This is a genomic window from Vibrio sp. Vb1127 (assembly GCF_033338735.1).
GTDB classification, from domain to species: Bacteria; Pseudomonadota; Gammaproteobacteria; order Enterobacterales; family Vibrionaceae; genus Vibrio; species Vibrio alginolyticus.
Window position 1 is genome coordinate 142,384 of record NZ_JAWOTF010000006.1, and the last position, 16,260, is coordinate 158,643.

General features: G+C 44.8%; 17 protein-coding genes. 8 read left to right on the forward strand and 9 right to left on the reverse strand.

The window, feature by feature from the left end; all coding sequences use genetic code 11:
- Positions 1-50: 50 nt before the first annotated feature.
- Positions 51-1,544: a sodium/proline symporter PutP gene (gene putP / locus R7H07_RS10940; RefSeq protein WP_005374582.1), complete on the forward strand. Its 1,494-nt coding sequence runs from the start codon at positions 51-53 to the stop codon at positions 1,542-1,544.
- Positions 1,545-1,668: 124 nt separating this feature from the next.
- Here the strand turns inward: putP and R7H07_RS10945 are convergent, their stop codons facing one another.
- Positions 1,669-2,202: a GNAT family N-acetyltransferase gene (locus R7H07_RS10945; protein WP_042522265.1), complete on the reverse strand. Its 534-nt coding sequence runs from the start codon at positions 2,200-2,202 to the stop codon at positions 1,669-1,671.
- Between the two features lie 148 nt (positions 2,203-2,350).
- Between R7H07_RS10945 and R7H07_RS10950 the strand changes: the two genes are divergently transcribed.
- On the forward strand, positions 2,351-2,590 hold the full coding sequence (locus R7H07_RS10950; protein WP_005374587.1) for an RNA recognition motif domain-containing protein: 240 nt from the start codon (positions 2,351-2,353) through the stop codon (positions 2,588-2,590).
- A gap of 91 nt (positions 2,591-2,681) precedes the next feature.
- Here the strand turns inward: R7H07_RS10950 and R7H07_RS10955 are convergent, their stop codons facing one another.
- Together R7H07_RS10955 and R7H07_RS10960 are read right to left on the reverse strand one after the other, a co-directional pair.
- Positions 2,682-3,116: a hypothetical protein gene (locus R7H07_RS10955; protein WP_017820067.1), complete on the reverse strand. Its 435-nt coding sequence runs from the start codon at positions 3,114-3,116 to the stop codon at positions 2,682-2,684.
- Positions 3,117-3,134: 18 nt separating this feature from the next.
- The gene (locus R7H07_RS10960) at positions 3,135-3,668 is read right to left on the reverse strand and encodes a GNAT family N-acetyltransferase (RefSeq protein ID WP_085569453.1); all 534 of its coding nucleotides are present in this window, start codon (positions 3,666-3,668) and stop codon (positions 3,135-3,137) included.
- A gap of 358 nt (positions 3,669-4,026) precedes the next feature.
- On the opposite strand from R7H07_RS10960, the gene R7H07_RS10965 reads away from it, so the two are divergent.
- On the forward strand, positions 4,027-4,275 hold the full coding sequence (locus R7H07_RS10965; RefSeq protein ID WP_005374593.1) for a hypothetical protein: 249 nt from the start codon (positions 4,027-4,029) through the stop codon (positions 4,273-4,275).
- Positions 4,276-4,567: 292 nt separating this feature from the next.
- Positions 4,568-5,044 (forward strand): Lrp/AsnC family transcriptional regulator, encoded by a 477-nt coding sequence (locus R7H07_RS10970; protein WP_005374595.1) that lies wholly within the window; start codon positions 4,568-4,570, stop codon positions 5,042-5,044.
- Positions 5,045-5,147: 103 nt separating this feature from the next.
- Here R7H07_RS10970 and R7H07_RS10975 read toward each other — a convergent pair whose 3' ends face one another.
- Positions 5,148-5,855, reverse strand: a complete 708-nt coding sequence (locus tag R7H07_RS10975; RefSeq protein WP_005374596.1) for a DUF445 domain-containing protein — start codon at positions 5,853-5,855, stop codon at positions 5,148-5,150.
- A gap of 591 nt (positions 5,856-6,446) precedes the next feature.
- On the reverse strand, positions 6,447-8,297 hold the full coding sequence (locus R7H07_RS10980) for an ABC transporter ATP-binding protein (protein ID WP_005374597.1): 1,851 nt from the start codon (positions 8,295-8,297) through the stop codon (positions 6,447-6,449).
- Between the two features lie 404 nt (positions 8,298-8,701).
- On the opposite strand from R7H07_RS10980, the gene R7H07_RS10985 reads away from it, so the two are divergent.
- Together R7H07_RS10985 and R7H07_RS10990 are read left to right on the forward strand one after the other, a co-directional pair.
- The gene (locus R7H07_RS10985) at positions 8,702-9,703 is read left to right on the forward strand and encodes an arginine deiminase-related protein (RefSeq protein ID WP_138939515.1); all 1,002 of its coding nucleotides are present in this window, start codon (positions 8,702-8,704) and stop codon (positions 9,701-9,703) included.
- A 265-nt stretch (positions 9,704-9,968) separates the two neighbouring features.
- Positions 9,969-11,207, forward strand: a complete 1,239-nt coding sequence (locus R7H07_RS10990; RefSeq protein ID WP_206959523.1) for a DEAD/DEAH box helicase — start codon at positions 9,969-9,971, stop codon at positions 11,205-11,207.
- A gap of 65 nt (positions 11,208-11,272) precedes the next feature.
- Here the strand turns inward: R7H07_RS10990 and R7H07_RS10995 are convergent, their stop codons facing one another.
- Complete coding sequence (locus tag R7H07_RS10995) at positions 11,273-11,965, reverse strand: MOSC domain-containing protein (RefSeq protein WP_206959521.1); 693 nt, start codon at positions 11,963-11,965, stop codon at positions 11,273-11,275.
- Positions 11,966-12,076: 111 nt separating this feature from the next.
- Between R7H07_RS10995 and R7H07_RS11000 the strand changes: the two genes are divergently transcribed.
- Both R7H07_RS11000 and R7H07_RS11005 read left to right on the forward strand, forming a co-directional pair.
- Positions 12,077-12,892, forward strand: a complete 816-nt coding sequence (locus R7H07_RS11000) for an AraC family transcriptional regulator (RefSeq protein WP_206959560.1) — start codon at positions 12,077-12,079, stop codon at positions 12,890-12,892.
- An 88-nt stretch (positions 12,893-12,980) separates the two neighbouring features.
- A complete protein-coding gene (locus R7H07_RS11005; protein ID WP_206959519.1) occupies positions 12,981-13,973 on the forward strand; it encodes a zinc-dependent alcohol dehydrogenase family protein in 993 nt (330 codons plus the stop codon).
- Between the two features lie 73 nt (positions 13,974-14,046).
- Here the strand turns inward: R7H07_RS11005 and R7H07_RS11010 are convergent, their stop codons facing one another.
- The 3 genes from R7H07_RS11010 to R7H07_RS11020 all read right to left on the reverse strand — a co-directional run bounded on the left by R7H07_RS11010 (position 14,047) and on the right by R7H07_RS11020 (position 16,245).
- Entirely contained in the window at positions 14,047-14,742 is a 696-nt protein-coding gene (locus tag R7H07_RS11010; RefSeq protein WP_005383527.1) for a VC0807 family protein, read from the reverse strand.
- A 166-nt stretch (positions 14,743-14,908) separates the two neighbouring features.
- Positions 14,909-15,439, reverse strand: coding sequence for a sigma-70 family RNA polymerase sigma factor (locus R7H07_RS11015; protein WP_254901941.1), 531 nt, complete (start codon positions 15,437-15,439; stop codon positions 14,909-14,911).
- 119 nt (positions 15,440-15,558) lie between these two features.
- On the reverse strand, positions 15,559-16,245 hold the full coding sequence (locus tag R7H07_RS11020; RefSeq protein ID WP_064355013.1) for a DJ-1/PfpI family protein: 687 nt from the start codon (positions 16,243-16,245) through the stop codon (positions 15,559-15,561).
- Positions 16,246-16,260: the final 15 nt, after the last annotated feature.

The following is a 16,260-nucleotide window of genomic DNA, read 5'->3' on the forward strand; positions in this document are numbered from 1 at the left end:
AAAATATCAGGGCAGGCAAGGAAGGAAATAATTATAACGAGGACTATCTAATGATAGAAAATAGCTTTGCTATCACGTCCACTTTTGTGGCGTATTTACTGATTATGGTTGCTATTGGCGTTTACGCGTATAAGAGGACTTCCAATTCATCTGACTACTTCCTAGGTGGCCGTAGCCTAGGTCCGTGGCCTGCTGCATTATCTGCAGGTGCTTCAGACATGAGTGGTTGGCTGCTGCTAGGCTTGCCTGGCTATGCGTACGCTGCGGGTATCGAGGCCTTCTGGTTAGCCGGCGGTCTACTTCTTGGTACATGGGCAAACTGGCTCATCAGTGCAAAACGCCTCCGTACCTACAGTATCCAAACTGACGCGCTAACGTTGCCAGAGTTCCTGTCACGTCGCTTCAACGATAAGTCGAAACTGATTCAGACAATCTCTGCGTTTTTCATTCTTCTATTTTTCCTTTTCTACACCAGCTCAGGTTTGGTCGCAGGGGGCAAACTGTTTGAGACGGTATTCGGTCTAGATTATACCTACGCTGTTATCATCGGTACGGTGTGTGTCGTTTCTTACACACTATTCGGTGGTTTCCTAGCGGTATCTTGGACTGACTTAGTGCAAGGTCTGCTAATGGCGGCTGCGCTAATGATTGTTCCTATAGCGGTAATGGACGGTGGTTTAGGTCAGCTAAGTTCTGATCTACATGACATCAACCCAGAACTTGCAACGCTATGGAATGACGCGAAAGGCGAACCATTGTCTGCGATTGCCATTATCTCTCTAGCGGCGTGGGGCCTTGGTTACTTTGGTCAGCCACACATCCTAGCGCGTTTTAAAGCGTCTCGTTCAAACAAAGATCTAACGACTGCACGTCGTATCGCAGTGATTTGGACGGCACTATCTATGGTTGGTGCAATGCTTGTTGGTCTTGTTGGTCTGGTTTGGGTTACGGGTCATCCGGGTACTCAACTAGAGGACGGTGAGAAGATCTTCATGCTATTGGTTAACGCAGTATTCCATCCTGTCGTTGCGGGTATGTTGTTAGCAGCAATCCTAGCGGCGGTAATGAGTACCGCTGACTCACAGCTCCTTGTTTCATCTTCAGCGCTTGCAGAAGACTTCTACAAGCAAGTATTCAAGCCAGAAGCGTCTTCTGAAGAAATCGTAATGATTGGTCGTATCGGTGTTATCGTTATTTCGCTTGTTGCGCTATTCCTAGCGATGACGCCTGATAGCTCAGTACTTGGTCTTGTATCTTACGCTTGGGCTGGTTTTGGTGCGGCATTTGGTCCTGCGGTTGTACTTAGCCTTTACTGGAGCGGTATGAACCGTAACGGCGCGTTAGCAGGTATTCTTGTTGGTGGTATCACTATCGTAGTTTGGAAGCAGCTAACTGGCGGTTGGTTTGATGTGTACGAAATCGTACCGGGCATCATCTTCTCTACGCTTGCCATCATTGTGGTAAGTAAAGCAACGGGCGGTGCTGCGCAAGACGTGTTAGACCAACACCAGTCGTTCGAGAAAAAACTGGTTGAACTAGACTAGTAACTTCCCGTATATGAACACAAAGCCCGCTATTTTAGCGGGCTTTGTTTTATCTGAAACTTAATTAACGTTAGTGGCGGTAGCTTGAGATCAGAGCTTAGCATTGCTCGGTTAGATTGGAGTGTTAGTCGCGACGAATTTTGGCGTAAATAACGGTGTTACTCAGCTCTCCCGATGTAGTCAGACGTTCGTTTCTGAGCTCTCCTTCGAACTCATAACCACAGCGCTCGGCTACAGCCCTGCTCTTTTGGTTGGTGCTATCAGCATGAATTGCGATTCTCTTTGCGCCCAAGTCATCAAACGCATAGCGCTCAACTTCGAGCACAGCCTCGGCAACATAACCATTGCCAACGGCAGCATTATCTAACCAATAACCTATCTCAAAGGACGGTACGTCGGGATCTCGAATCATCAGGCCGACCGCACCCAGTAAGCGATCGCTTTCCTTTTCAATCATGTAGTAACGCAGCTCTTCTTCGAAGTTTTCAAAGTTTGCGATGGCTTTCTCTGTCCCTTCTATCATCGCTTCTAATGTCAGCACATGAGGCACCCACGGCAGATAGACTTCGAGAGTTTTTTGGCTGCGAACGACAGCTTGATGCGCCTCTTCGGCTCGTTCTAAACAAGCAGGGATGAGTTTGAGACGTTTCGTTTCCATGCCGACTCTCCTATGGGTGAAAAATGAACGGAAAATCATTTAAACAGATGTACTTAGAATGATCTAGTCAACGCCGTCATATTATTCACTTGGTTTGCCAGAGAGAAACTGAGAGAATCGAACCGTTATCAAACCAACTAGGTTCATTATGAAACTTTTAGTAAGAAACTTGGCTCGTCACATGACCGAGCAAGATATCCGCAAATTATTCTCAGCGTACGGCAAAGTAGAACTGTGTTCGCTAGTGCTTGATCAAGACACGGGTTTGTCGAAAGGCTTCGGTTTTGTCATCATGCCGGACGAAGCAGAAGCCATTTCTGCTCTTGAAGCACTGAATTTGACGAACGTAGAAAAAAGCAAAATTCGCGTGAAAGTCGCACAAGACTAATACAGAGAAAAGCCAGCGTTATTGCTGGCTTTTTTGTCTTTCTATTTAGAGACCAAATTGGCAACATTCTAGAATGTCTTCTCTTTTCGTTTTAGCGAGATTGATCATCAATTCTCTCTTCAAGTTGTTTCATTAAATCCTTTAACTGTAGAGAATCGAAATTGTCTGAATTCGGCACTTGGTAAGCGTCGTTGACTGTGTAGAGCATCAAACTTTTGCTAGAGAAGAACTCTTTCTGTATTTGGACTTTGACAATGTCATCAAGAGGTAGACGGAAGTAAACCGTTGAGCCCTGGCGGTACTTCAAGGTGTTGGTGCTTGCATCGATATCTAGCGTTTTAGGATTGAACGCGCGGCGCGTGAAGTACGTTGAGAGCAGTTTCAATCCTATTATTGTGAGTGCTACGAGTCCAAACTCGACGATCTTGTCTGCTAGGTAGGAAAAATAGAACAGCGACAACAATACAGTTCCTAGCAAGAAAGGGTTGTTCTTGGGCAGATTTTGTGAAGTTTCATGGATGATCATCCGACATATTCCTCGACTTTATTCAGAAGCGACGAACGTGAGTTGGTAGACACAAACCTTTCGTTCTTTGCCTTGCATGCGCAATGTTTTGTCACCGATGTAAGGGATATTTAGTTTTTGGATCACCGATTTAGAACGCTGATTGTCCACCAAATGCATCACGGTTATTCCGTTTAACTCAAAGTGCATTCGAGCAAATTCGAGTAAGGCTTTGGAGGCCTCGAATGCATAGCCTTTCCCCCAATGTGGCACGCCAACCCAGTAGCCTAATGTACCGTAGCCCTCTTCGATACGCGGTAAACTCACTGCACCAAGTAACTCCCCAGTGTTTCGCAAGGTAATAGCGTACGCCACGCCTTGATGCTGCTGATACATCGGATCGTGCCTATCTATCCATGCTTGCGCCATCGGTCGCTCATAAGGATGAGGGATGTTTGCTGTCATGTCGGCAATTCGCTTATCTCCAGCGAGTAAAGCCACTTGTTGGCAGTCATCGATATTGAATGGCCGGAGGACGAGTCTTTCGGTAGTGAGAATCGGTTGTATCGTCATGCATTTCTTCCTTGATGAGACGGCTATAGCTGCTAGCAACTGGTTTGCGGGGTAAATCGAGATAACAAGGCGTCTCGAAAGCTCGATCTAGCCAGGCGTGTAGTTGTCATGCGCCTTACTAAATAATAAGCCCGAACAATTGCTTATGTGTAATGTGTCGTATTATTACACACATAAGCACGTTTGCTCATATTGATGGTACAAAAGTTGAGGTCTGACCAATGTCTCAGTTTTTTGATACTTTCGTTCAATTTTTTGAAGATAGGGCACAAAAAATTAAAGGAGCTTTTTAATTGTGGAATTATTTTGAACAAAATATGTCAATTGTCAGTAGGACGAAAAAGTAGGGAGAAGAGAAATGCCGGATATATATTGCGCAGCTTGTAGAAAATCAACGCAACATAAAGTGATTATGAAGCGTTGCGAGCCTCAGTCTGTTGACTCGTTAACAGGCAAAATGGTGAGTTTTACACAGCTGATGGCGAAATTTGTATCAGGTGAACATTATTACGAGATGGAGCCTCAATACTACTGCCGTTGTTGTAATCATCGTGCAATTGGAGAGGTTGTTCCACATCCTACACGGCATACATCGGCCGCACTCTAATTCTGAGTGATAGCCATGATTAATGGCTAAATAGGGCAGTGTTGCCCGAACGACATATCTATACAGGCGTGTCATGCGCTTTCAAATTTGCGACTCCGCGGGAGCCGCTAGGTTGCTTTTTCTCTTCATATCACGGTTACTAAGTGAGCGGCAATAATCATAGCTCTTTCCCTCCTTCGTTGTTTTCTGGTTATTCTCTGCTGAATTTCACATGCTGTGCATTTGATGGTTTGCAATTGTTTGAGCAACGATTAATGTGATGCTTTCTAAGTGGTTACAAGGAAGCGGGTTAATGAGTTATCAATTGGACCGGATTGATTTACATATTTTGAGAGTGCTTCATTCGAGAGGCAGAATTCCGGTTGTAGAACTAGCAAAGCTGATTAACTTAACGACTTCTCCATGTTCTGACCGTGTAAAGCGGCTAGAAAAAGAAGGGTATATCAATGGTTACCATGCAGAGTTGAATGCGGAAAAGTTGGGGCTGGATGTGCAAGTATTCATCCATATTCGTTTAGACCAAACCAGTTTTTCTATTTTTGAAAAGTTTGCGAAAGCGGTGGAATTGATGCCTGAAATTGAAGAGTGCTACTCGCTCTCTGGAGATTTCGATACCATGATAAAAGTTCGTGTTAAGAGCATGAAAGCGTATCAGGAGTTTATGTCGAGTAAGTTAGGCACGCTTCCGGGCGTGATTCAAACTCGTAGTGAAGTGGTCATAGAAGAACATAAAACGGGATTTGGTGTTAATCCCGAGCTCCTTGGTTAGGCGAGGCATGTGTTGAGCCTCCTTATTTAGCGTGGCTTGGTATATTACTTTTTCTCGATTAAAAAAGGAGCCGAAGCTCCTTTTTTAATAAATCGGTGAGCGATTATGCCCCGATAAAGGTACTGATAACGCCAATTAAACCACCAAAAACACCGCCCCAAACGACTAGCCAGCCAAGGTGTTCTTTGATCATCTTTTGCACCATTTCTTTAACTAATGCCGGTGTTAATTCGCTTAAACGTTGATCGATGATACCTTCAATGTTCTGCTTTATCTCATCCATCATTGCAGGAGATTCGAATTGCTCTTTCAGTGCTTCTTTGATGTTATCGCTCTTGCTCAACTCAATGATGGATTCTTGCATCTTTTCGACGAAAGGTTGGCGCATGGGTTGTAGCGCTTCCGAGCCGCCAAACATCGCTAGCATGCCACCAAACTGAGAGCCTTCAATTACTTCCACTAGGGAATCAAATGCTGGATTTAAATCTACTTTCTCAATTACTGGTTGAAGATCGATGTTCACACCGCCCGCCATTTCTTTATTCAAGAATCGGTCAATGTTCGCTTCAGTAAAAAACTGTTCCATCATCAGGTTTTTGATAGCCAGTTTAAACTCTTCAAATCGCGCGGGGATCACGCCAGAACCGTATAATCCAGGCACTTTCTCAAACAGCATATGGATGGCAAGCCAGTTGGTGATGGCGCCTGAGAACGCAAACAGCCCTGCATACCAAAGATAGTCGTTTTGTAATTGATGACCTCCAGCCATCAAAGCGATAGCGAGGACATTCGTTAGCAAACTTTTGTTCATAGTGACCAGTTATATATGAATATCGGAAAGAATAAGTGGGCCTGATTCTATACCTAAGTCACATTAAGATGCTAGGTTTTGCCGTGATGAGTAGTCTTGTAGCGAAGGGAAAAAAATGAATGCTCGGAAAAACAAAACCCGACAATCATTGTCGGGCCACTGCTTTTTCTTAGAAAAACTAAGATTCTATTTTTAATTTTAGATGCGGTAGATCTTACAACAAAGTTGGCATTTCCATCTTTCTGAGTAGCCAAATAGCTTGTCAGCCCAACTTGGTTTGAGTTGTACGATCTGCATTGAACCACATTTACACATAAGCTAATTACCTTATTGTTAATATAATAACTAAGCCATCTATTGAGTATAGCTGTTTCTCAAAAAGTGAAATGACAAATGAAGACGGCTCAATACTCTGTATTGTGTTCATTGCAATGGATACGCAACGAGGCGGTATATTAGCAGAAAAAGTGTGAGCTTTATCATGGAGAGTGTTTCATATATGAGAAACCACAATGGCTATATGAGCATCTAGCCATGGATTTAAATAAAAAACGGCGCTTAAAGCGCCGTTTTTATTGAGCTTATCACTCGTTAAGAAGCGTGTTGATTGTCTAGTTCTTCAGCGATAAATCCGCCAGTTTGATGCGCCCAAAGCTGGGCGTAAATGCCGTTATTCGCAATGAGTTCTTGATGAGAACCTTGTTCAACGATGCTGCCTTTATCTAGCACGATGAGGCGATCCATTTGTGCGATGGTCGATAATCGGTGAGCGATAGCAATAACCGTTTTCCCTTGCATTAATTCATTCAAGCTTTCCTGAATCGCTGCTTCGACTTCTGAATCCAGAGCCGATGTGGCTTCATCCAGTACCAGCAATGGTGCGTCTTTGAGTAGCACACGAGATATTGCGATACGCTGACGTTGGCCGCCAGACAGTTTTACACCACGTTCACCAACTTGCGCATCGTATCCGACATTACCAAATGGGTCGGTCAGAGTTTCGATAAACTCATGGGCATGCGCTTGCTTAGTGGCTTTCAGCAAATCTTCTTCTGTCGCATCTGGATTGCCATACAAAATATTGTCTCGAATTGAACGGTGTAACAGAGAAGTATCTTGGGTCACCATACCGATCTTTGAGCGTAAAGAGTCTTGTGTGACTTCTGAGATGTTCTGTCCATCGATCTTAATGCTGCCGTCTTCGACATCGTGGAAGCGAAGTAACAAGTTCACCAAAGTCGATTTTCCGGCGCCGGAGCGCCCGACCAAGCCTACTTTCTCTCCTGGTTTGATGTTGAGGTCGAGATGGCTAATCACGCCTTTGTTCTCACCGTAATGGAAGCTGACGTTATCAAAGTGAATGCCTCCTTCAGTGACAACCAAGTCTTTTGCGCCTGGTTTATCTTTAATATCAATAGGCTTAGAGAGCGTTTTCATTCCATCGACAACGGTTCCCATGTTTTCAAAGAGGGCGCCAACTTCCCACATTATCCACATAGACATACCGTTTACGCGCAATGCAAGACTAACAGCAATCGCAATCGCGCCAACGCTAATGGCACTATCCAACCACAAGTAAATCGATAAAGCAGCAACGGAAAATACCAAAATATAGTTTGAGATCTCTACAGCGACGTCGAAGCCGGTCACTAGGCGCATTTGACGATAGACCGTATTTAAAAATCCTTTCATGCCTTGCTCGGCATATTGGGTTTCGCGCTGGCTATGAGAAAACAGTTTGACGGTTTGAATATTGGTATAACTGTCGACGATACGCCCTGTCATTGTCGAACGTGCATCGGCCTGCGCTGAAGCGACGTCTTTGAGCTTAGGGACAAAATAGATTTGGATAGCGATGTAAGCTAGCAGCCAGACGATCATTGGGATCATCAAACGCCAGTCTGCCGTCGCTAACATAATGATCATGCTGGTGAAGTAAACCGTAACGTAAACAAACACATCCATAGCTTTCATTACGGTTTCGCGCACAGCTAATGAGGTTTGCATGACTTTCGTTGCGACTCGGCCTGCAAAATCATCTTGATAGAAGTTCAAGCTTTGATTGAGCAAATACCGGTGTGCAAGCCAGCGGATAGACATTGGGTAGTTGCCCAATAACGTTTGATGAACGAGCAACGAGTACAAGATCACCAATATAGGCATGACAACCAGCAATAAGGCTCCGTAGAAAATCAAATCCGATTTATTGTCTTGTAAGAACGTTTCTGGATTGCTGGTAGACAACCAATCAACCAATTGTCCCATGGCGCCAAACAACATTACCTCAACAACAGCCACAATTGTGGCCATCAAAGACATGATGATCAAAGGCTTTTCATAACCACGAGTGTAATAACGCAGAAAAGCGAACATCCCTGAAGGAGGCTGATCCGGTGTAGATTTGGGGAACGGCTCTGTAAAGCCTTCAAATCGTTTAAACATAACTCATCCTAAAGTTAAAACAGTGCCATTTGGGGTGGCTAAATCCATCGATTCACGCTGCTTTGGACGAAACCGCGTGTATGAGAGGTTTTTGCCTGCTCCTCGATAAAGCAGACCGATTGACGAGAGGGGCGAAAAAATAGTCTAACCGATTGTGTCTTAAATGTAACTAGTTGGTTATGAGTGTGATTGTCTATGGTTCTGATTCTTATGATGAATTCTTATCATGTTCATCGTGGTGCCATAAAAGCTTAAACCTGCAAAGTGACAATAAAATTTAAGGAAAAATGAACTTAATGCAGCAAAAATTACTTTTGTGCAATTAAATTAATTGTCAAAACAGCAAAACTGAAGTTAACAATAAATTTACAATCTCCTCATTCTAGTGATAAGGAATATATTGGATGCTATTACACGAATCAGTGACCCAATTTGCTAATGGGAAAGAAGAAAGCACGCAAAGTGCTCAGCGCCAAACCGCGAACTGCGTAGTGATGGTGCCACCGAAAGAGTTTCGTTTTAATGAAGAAACCGCACAAGATAATGAGTTCCAACATAAAGTGTCACTCAGCCAAGAAGAAGTCTCACGTCGAGTAATGGCCGAGTTCGCGAGTATGGTTACAACGCTGCGTCAAGAGGGCGTTCAAGTTGTTGAGTTTGATTATCCAACTTCAGATGTTGCGACGCCAGACGCGGTATTTCCAAACAATTGGTTTAGCACTACGCCAGATGGCACGTTGTACACTTTTCCAATGGCCTGTGAAAACCGTCAAAAAGAAGTACGTCCCGATGCGCTTGTGGCAGCACTAGCGCAAGCAGGGCGAGAAGTTCATCGACGCAGCAGTCTAACTGAATATCTTGACGAGCAAGCGTATTTAGAAAGCACGGGTGTGATGGTGTTTGACCACCTAAATAAAACGGTCTATGCCGCACTCTCACAACGTTGTGATCGTCTGGTTTTAGAAGATTACGCCGATCGTATTGGCTATGAACGAGTGATTTCTTTCCAAACTCGTTTGCCGTCTGGTGCGCCGATTTATCACACCAATGTGATGATGGCGGTTGGCGAACAGTTTTGCGTGATTTGTGACGAAGTGATCCCAGAATTTGAGCGTCGTTTTGTAATGAAGTCACTCGCCAAAGACAAGCAAGTCATCTCAATTTCGCTTGATCAGATGAACCAGTTCTGCGGTAACATTCTGCAACTAGAAACGATCAACGGCGACAAGGTGATTGCGATGTCGCAATCGGCGTACGATGCATTTTCACCAGCACAAAGAAACCAATTGGCAACGCACGGTAAATTGCTGCCATTCGACGTTTCTACCATAGAATCTATTGGTGGTGGTTCGGTTCGTTGCATGTTGGGTGAAGTGTTCTTACCGAATCGTAAAGCTGTGCTTTAATAAACTGCACATTTCTTTTCAGCCGCAGTGAAAGGCTGACGAAGCGTTCTCTTCAAGGGTTTTTAGCCGTTAGCTCTGTGGCAGTACAGACTAACGGCTTTTTTGCGCTTTTTAGTTTTCTGACGATTTGCGTAGGCGACGCTTGGTTTAAGCGCCTAAAATAGGATGGTTCACCTAGCAGATTGTGGTAAAGTCCGCGCCTGCGTTTTACCGCATCTTCATTATTTTTATTGCTTCTTCAACCCAAAGTACAAGGTTTTCGTTAATGCCATTTTCTACTCTCTCATTGAGTTCTGAGCTGATTCACGCACTGCCAAAAGACTTCAAGAAACCGACCGATATTCAAGCGTTGGCCATTCCTGAGCTGTTGGCTGGTCAAGATCTATTGGCTTTGGCAAATACAGGCAGCGGCAAAACCCTTGCTTATGGTTTGCCTTTGTTGGAAAAGCTGGGTGTCAATCCAGAGCAAAAAGCGCTGATTCTTGTGCCAACTCGTGAGCTGGCAATGCAAGTGAGTGAAGCAATTAACCAAGTTGGTCAAGTTCTTGAACTCAACGCAGTGTGTTTGTGTGGCGGCGTTGATAAAGAGCAACAACAGCAGGCGCTAGCGACAAATCCTCATATCCTTGTCGCGACGACAGGTCGTTTGGTTGATCTGGCAAACAACGGTTTAGACTTAAGCAATATCCATTACCTAGTGTTGGATGAGGCCGATCGTCTGTTGGATATGGGCTTTTGGCCTGACGTGCAAAATATTGCGGGGCTGATTTCAAACCAGCGTCAAACCGCAATGTTCTCGGCGACGTTTTCAGATGATTTGAAGGGTAAAGCGAAGCTGCTTATGCAGGCACCAAAGCAAGTTGCAGCGCATCAAGAAAACAGCACGAATCAAGACATCGTTGAAACGTTGTACATGGTCAATAAAGGCAGTAAAACCAAGGCATTGATTGAACTGATTCAAAAAAACGCGTGGACTCAGGCGTTAGTCTTTATTGGTGCGAAAGAGAATGCTGATGGCTTAGCGAAAAAGCTAAACAAAGCGGGCATCTCAACCAATGCACTGCATGGTGACAAGAGCCAAACAGAGCGAGAAGAAGCACTGGCGCAGTTTAAATCTGGGCAAATTCAGGTGTTGATTGCCACTGATCTACTAGCGCGCGGCATTCACATTGAGCAATTACCTGTAGTGATCAACTTTGAACTGCCAATGCATGCAGAAACTTATGTTCACCGAGTAGGACGTACCGCTCGCGCAGGCGAACAAGGTGTGGCGATGTCATTGGTATGTCATGGTGAAATGGACGCACTAAACGCGATTCGTCACCTGACTCAACGTGCATTGCCAGTGCAAGATCTGGTTGGTTTTCCAGTAACGGATAAGCCATCAACTGGCGAGAGCAAACGCGCGCCACGCGATAAAAAAGCCAACCGCCGAACTAATGCTAAGAAGAGCATTAAGCAGTTTCAAGGTAAGTCGAAACGCCCAGCCCCGAGTGCGAAGTAAACCAAAAAAACACGCTCTGACGGCATAGTCGGTTCAGAGCGTGGCTTAAATTTTACTTTGGGGTGTTAACCCACAGTTGGGCCAACCAAGCGCATTTCCCAATCTTCAACTTCGCCAGTTTCTAGGCGGCGCTCGACCAACTTGCCCCAAGACTCGACTAACGGCAGCTCAGACAGCTGAGTGAGTTCTTTTCTATCTAAACAGCCAGTGAAAACCGCGCCCATGATGCGAGCCAGTGGCCATTCTGGATAAGGTCTTTCGCACAGAATAATCTCGTCACCTGCACCGATATCGCCTTCTTCCAACACTCGGAAATACCAGCCTGTTCGAAGCGTATCTTGCAGTCTTCTCGCCATGTCGTGTTGGTCAAAACGTACGTTAAGTTTCCAACAAGGCATGCGACCTTGCGACACTTCCAGTAGTGTTGAGCCGATGCGAATTTTATCTTTCAAGCAAATCGTGGATTCGGTGACGCCTTCGGAGCTGATGTTTTCGCCAAAGCCGCCGGCGGATTGGAAAATTGGTCTTTTGCCTAATTCTTGTTGCCAGATTGGGTAGTGCTCGCTTGGGTAAAGATGAAGCGCTTTTTGAATGCCACCATGAAAGCGCGGATCACCTTGCTCATCACTGGTAAAACCAAGCTCTGTTGCGTGCTGGCGCTCAGGTAGCACTTGTTTGTTGATTGCGCTTTGCGCTCCATGAGCATAAGGGACGGTTTTCCCTGCTAGCACAGCTTTTACGACGCCGATTTTCTTCATATAACCTCCTTATTATTTGAATGAGAGATAAAGTGTTTACCTTCATTCGCGATGCGGAGCATGATAGCCTAGTAAACGTGTGTCGGAGTAGGGATGAAAAGACAACTAACAATGCTAACTCGCCAAATTGATTCGAAGTCAGGCGTCGTCACCTCCAATGAGATGATGGCCGCGAATCCCCATTCTCCTGTTTTAGTGAAAACCATCGACATGCCAAAAGGTTACATTGATGCGCTGCATCAACACACTTGGCATCAAATCATCTTTCCTATCAAAGGGTTATTGCAAACACAAACTGAGCATTATCAGCACTTGGTTCCGCACACCTCTGCGTTATTTGTTCCTGCGGGTGTTCAACACGAGTCGATTGCTCTAAGCAATACGATATTTGTTGGTATTTACCTCAACCCTGAGTTTGGTGCGACGTACGAGCCACAAGTGAGAACCATTGCTTTAACGTCGTTTTTAAATGAGCTTTTACAAGAGATCCGCAGACAGTGTGAAGGTGAGACAAGCCACGAAGAAGTGTTGCATTTGCTGGCGGTACTGCATGATCAAATTTTGAAACGCAACGTGCAGACATTTCAGTTATTGCTGCCACAAGACAGACGACTAAAACTGATTTTCGAGCAATTGACTGACGAGCCCGCGTTGAGCTGTTCGCTAAAAGAGTGGGGGGAGAAAATTGGGGCGTCTGAGCGTACTTTATCACGGTTGTTCGCCAAGGAATTCAACACTTCATTTCTACTTTGGCGGCAACAAATTCGGCTAATTTACTCGCTTTCTTTGTTAGATGAATCGTTGCCAATCCAAGCCATTGCAGACCTAGTGGGTTATCAAAACGACTCATCCTACATCAAAGCATTTAAAGCCTATTTTGATATGACGCCACAACAGTTTAGAGTGAACGGCGCATCGCGCAGGTAGAAATACAGAGCTTCGACTTCACTTAATGCTTTTGAGTAGAAGTCGCGAAACTTCCTTTTTGAATTTCAATTACATGGTATGAATAACAATGGCACCAACGATAAATACTCGAGTGAATCAATTCTGTTTTGGTCAACCCAAAACGTCGCTGTCGTTGGAAAAAGAGCCCCTCAATCCGCTTGCTCAGGGCAAGGTTCGGGTGAGACTCGAAGCTACAAACATTAACCCAAGTGACTTGCTTTCCATTCATGGTGTTGGGCAATACCGCCGCGTTCACGTACCACCTCGCGTGCCGGGATTTGAAGCGGTTGGGCGTGTGGTGGAAGTCAGTGCTGTCGGTCACGCTGGCCTTCAAGTTGGGCAAAAAGTGTTGGTGGCGATGAGTGGTACTTGGCAATACTACATCGATGCTTCGCCCGAGAATCTTTTTCCGCTACCTGAAAGTTTGGATAACGGCTATGCCTGCCAGTTGTACATCAACGCGCTAACCGCGTGGGTGATCACTACTAAAGTGGCTAAGTTGAACAAAAGTGATGTGGTGATCATCAATGCGGCAGGGTCAGCGATCGGTAAGATATTTGCCCAGCTCGCCCATTCACTGGGTTTTGCACTGATTGCTGTGACCTCAAAGCGAGACGAGTATCCGTACGATACCATTCCAGTGTTGGACGCGAAGAAAGACTTACAAGCGCAGCTGCAAACGCGCCAACTGCCACAACCAACGGTCGCTCTGGACGCGATAGGTGGTGAGGCTGGCACGGATCTTATTCGTACCTTGAAAGAAAACGGCCAATACATCAACTACGGAACATTGTCGTTAACGCCTTATACGCCTGAGTTTTTTGAATCGATGAAGGCCAACAACATCGACTTTAGTACATTCTTTTTGCGGTATTGGGAAGAATCGGTAGGTAAAGGCGGGAGAAAGACGGTGTTCGCTGAAATGTTAGAACATTTTATTAGCAGCGACATAAAGTTAAACGTTGCATATTATCTGCCGTTAGAGGACTTTCAAACAGCGATTGAAATGGTTGAGCGACGCTCGTCAGCAGTGTCAGGAAAAATCATTTTGACGCTGTGAATTACAGTGAGCCTGTTGAGAAAAGGGAGGATAAAATCCTCCCTTTTTTATGGGTTTACTTGTAATGATTGGGCTATTTTAGATGGAAGATTTGCTCTGTTTCGAGCGATGTCATCGCACGTACTTGACGCCAAATGTAATAAAAAATACCGAACATCATCAACATACTTGGGATGGCAATCATTGGGTAACTGTACAGCGTCATTTTCCCTAACTCTTCGTTAAAGGCAGCAGTACCAGAAGGGCTAGTCACAATCCAAGTCGCAAGGAAGTAGTTCATTGCAGATGAGAACGCAAAAGTACTTGCAAACAGGTAGTTAGAAGACATAAGGCAACGTTCGAACGCATCGGTTTTACCATTTTCTTTTAAACGTTGGTTAATCAACGCGAGATTCAACACTGTGTCATTCAGTACTAACTTCTGCATCAGTGGGTAGCGGGTAAACGTTGAACCCAAAACCGCTAAACCGATCAGGCCAGGAATCAGGGCTTCTTTTAGTGCTAACCAGCGTGTATCAAGCTCTAACAAGCCGATGCCACCAGTTAGTAGAACACTGATAAAGCCCAGAGCAGAAATAAAGTTAAATTTCTTGTTACGGACAAGGTCCATACCGCCATAAATGATAGGAAATAGCAAAGCGACAACCAGCGCCATTGCTGTCCCTAGATGCTCATCGCCACTAAACTTCATCAAAATGAAGGAAGGGATAAATACGTTGAAAAGGATTTCAAATAAGGGATTCGGCTTTTTCGCCGTCGTGTTACTCATAATGTTTTACTGACTCTACTCTATGTCGGCTGTTATTGTACTTTGACAAGAAGTGTTCATCTAGTCGCGCTTGATGTAAAGCGTTAAAGCGTCGAGTTGTGTAACGACTTATGAAATAGACCGGAGCATAGCCAGTTAGTTTACATGGTTGACTACTTTTTGTGTCTTAATGACTCTCCTTCTGTGCGATGATCTGATTACGCGCTCTGAATAATCGAGTCGCCACTGTGTTGTGGTTGAGCCTCAAGGCTTGGGCAATTTCATCATGATTCAACCCAGCGACTAAGCTCAAGAGCAACGGTTCTCGGTATTTGGGTTCGAGAATCATCATTTGTTTTTGAAGCCAATCTTGGGCCATGTCGTAGTCACTGCCAGGGTAGGTTTTTGTCTGTATTGCACACTCATCAATGTCGACAAAATCATACTGTTTTCTATCAAAGCGCCGAGCATTCTCACGACGCAAAATAGTAATGAGCCAAGACTTCGCGGCGTTGGGGTCATTTAATTTATCAAAGAATCGCCACGCTTTCAGAAAGGTTTCTTGCGCTAAATCTTGAGCAAGGTGGTGATCTTTGCATAACCAATACGCGAGACGGTAGATCTCTTGGTATCGCTCTTTCGTCAGTGCTTCGTAACGTTTACGTTTTTCCATAGCATTAAGATAAAAAGTTTGGAGAGCACGTTGTGTCTGCCAGATGAACGACAACCCTTTTATCGCTTTTACAGTGATAAAAAGGGTTGTTCGATTAGGAAGATAAATTCGAAGAGTTAACCTTCGAAATATCGAAGGGTGGCTCTGATTACTTTCTTACACGCTTAAAATGGTTGGTTGGAAAAACGTGAGTACTGGATGGCATCTGCGACTTCCTGAGCTTTAGACTCTGAAGTCATAAGGTGAAGTAGCTTAAGAGCAGCTTGATAGCTAACTAGGCTACCGTTCGAAGTGATAACGCCATCATCAATGACAAAATTCTGGTCGACTTGTACTTTGACTGCTGGGTAATCTCTTTGAAAGCCGTTTTCACCTCCGGCCCAAGTTGTTGCTTTTTTGCCGTTTAAAAGGCCAGCTTCGGCTAACAAATACGCGCCAGAGCAATTACTTGCCATCCAATCTGCCGCCTTTGAGGTAGTTTTAATAAAGTGAATGAGATCTTTATTTTCGATTAGTGCATCCATGTCATAGCTGGATGTTAAAACCAGTACGTCGAGTTCCGGCAGATCACCAATCCAAGCATCCACACCAATTTTTAATCCTTCTTCAGTGGTGATGGTTTTCTGATCGGAGACGGAAATGGTGAGCACGTCATAATCGCTAAACCAAGTGAGACGACTTGCGACGCCAAAAACCTCTAAAGGCGCAGTAACATCAGAGGTCAGTACGCCATCGTAAACTAGAATACCAATTCGTTTATCTTCGGCATGTGCTGTTTGAAGCACCCCAAAGAATAGGACTAGTGTTGCTATCAATAGTTGTAGTGCATTCTTCAATCCGTTTTTACCCATGGTCTTTTCCTCGCT

Bases quoted from the DNA above. Each gene is read 5' to 3' on its own strand.
- putP (WP_005374582.1), top strand. From the start codon at position 51: ATGATAGAAAATAGCTTTGCTATCACGTCCACTTTTGTGGCGTATTTA.
- R7H07_RS10945 (WP_042522265.1), bottom strand. From the start codon at position 2,202: ATGGAAACGAAACGTCTCAAACTCATCCCTGCTTGTTTAGAACGAGCC.
- R7H07_RS10950 (WP_005374587.1), top strand. From the start codon at position 2,351: ATGAAACTTTTAGTAAGAAACTTGGCTCGTCACATGACCGAGCAAGAT.
- R7H07_RS10955 (WP_017820067.1), bottom strand. From the start codon at position 3,116: ATGATCATCCATGAAACTTCACAAAATCTGCCCAAGAACAACCCTTTC.
- R7H07_RS10960 (WP_085569453.1), bottom strand. From the start codon at position 3,668: ATGACGATACAACCGATTCTCACTACCGAAAGACTCGTCCTCCGGCCA.
- R7H07_RS10965 (WP_005374593.1), top strand. From the start codon at position 4,027: ATGCCGGATATATATTGCGCAGCTTGTAGAAAATCAACGCAACATAAA.
- R7H07_RS10970 (WP_005374595.1), top strand. From the start codon at position 4,568: ATGAGTTATCAATTGGACCGGATTGATTTACATATTTTGAGAGTGCTT.
- R7H07_RS10975 (WP_005374596.1), bottom strand. From the start codon at position 5,855: ATGAACAAAAGTTTGCTAACGAATGTCCTCGCTATCGCTTTGATGGCT.
- R7H07_RS10980 (WP_005374597.1), bottom strand. From the start codon at position 8,297: ATGTTTAAACGATTTGAAGGCTTTACAGAGCCGTTCCCCAAATCTACA.
- R7H07_RS10985 (WP_138939515.1), top strand. From the start codon at position 8,702: ATGCTATTACACGAATCAGTGACCCAATTTGCTAATGGGAAAGAAGAA.
- R7H07_RS10990 (WP_206959523.1), top strand. From the start codon at position 9,969: ATGCCATTTTCTACTCTCTCATTGAGTTCTGAGCTGATTCACGCACTG.
- R7H07_RS10995 (WP_206959521.1), bottom strand. From the start codon at position 11,965: ATGAAGAAAATCGGCGTCGTAAAAGCTGTGCTAGCAGGGAAAACCGTC.
- R7H07_RS11000 (WP_206959560.1), top strand. From the start codon at position 12,077: ATGCTAACTCGCCAAATTGATTCGAAGTCAGGCGTCGTCACCTCCAAT.
- R7H07_RS11005 (WP_206959519.1), top strand. From the start codon at position 12,981: ATGGCACCAACGATAAATACTCGAGTGAATCAATTCTGTTTTGGTCAA.
- R7H07_RS11010 (WP_005383527.1), bottom strand. From the start codon at position 14,742: ATGAGTAACACGACGGCGAAAAAGCCGAATCCCTTATTTGAAATCCTT.
- R7H07_RS11020 (WP_064355013.1), bottom strand. From the start codon at position 16,245: ATGGGTAAAAACGGATTGAAGAATGCACTACAACTATTGATAGCAACA.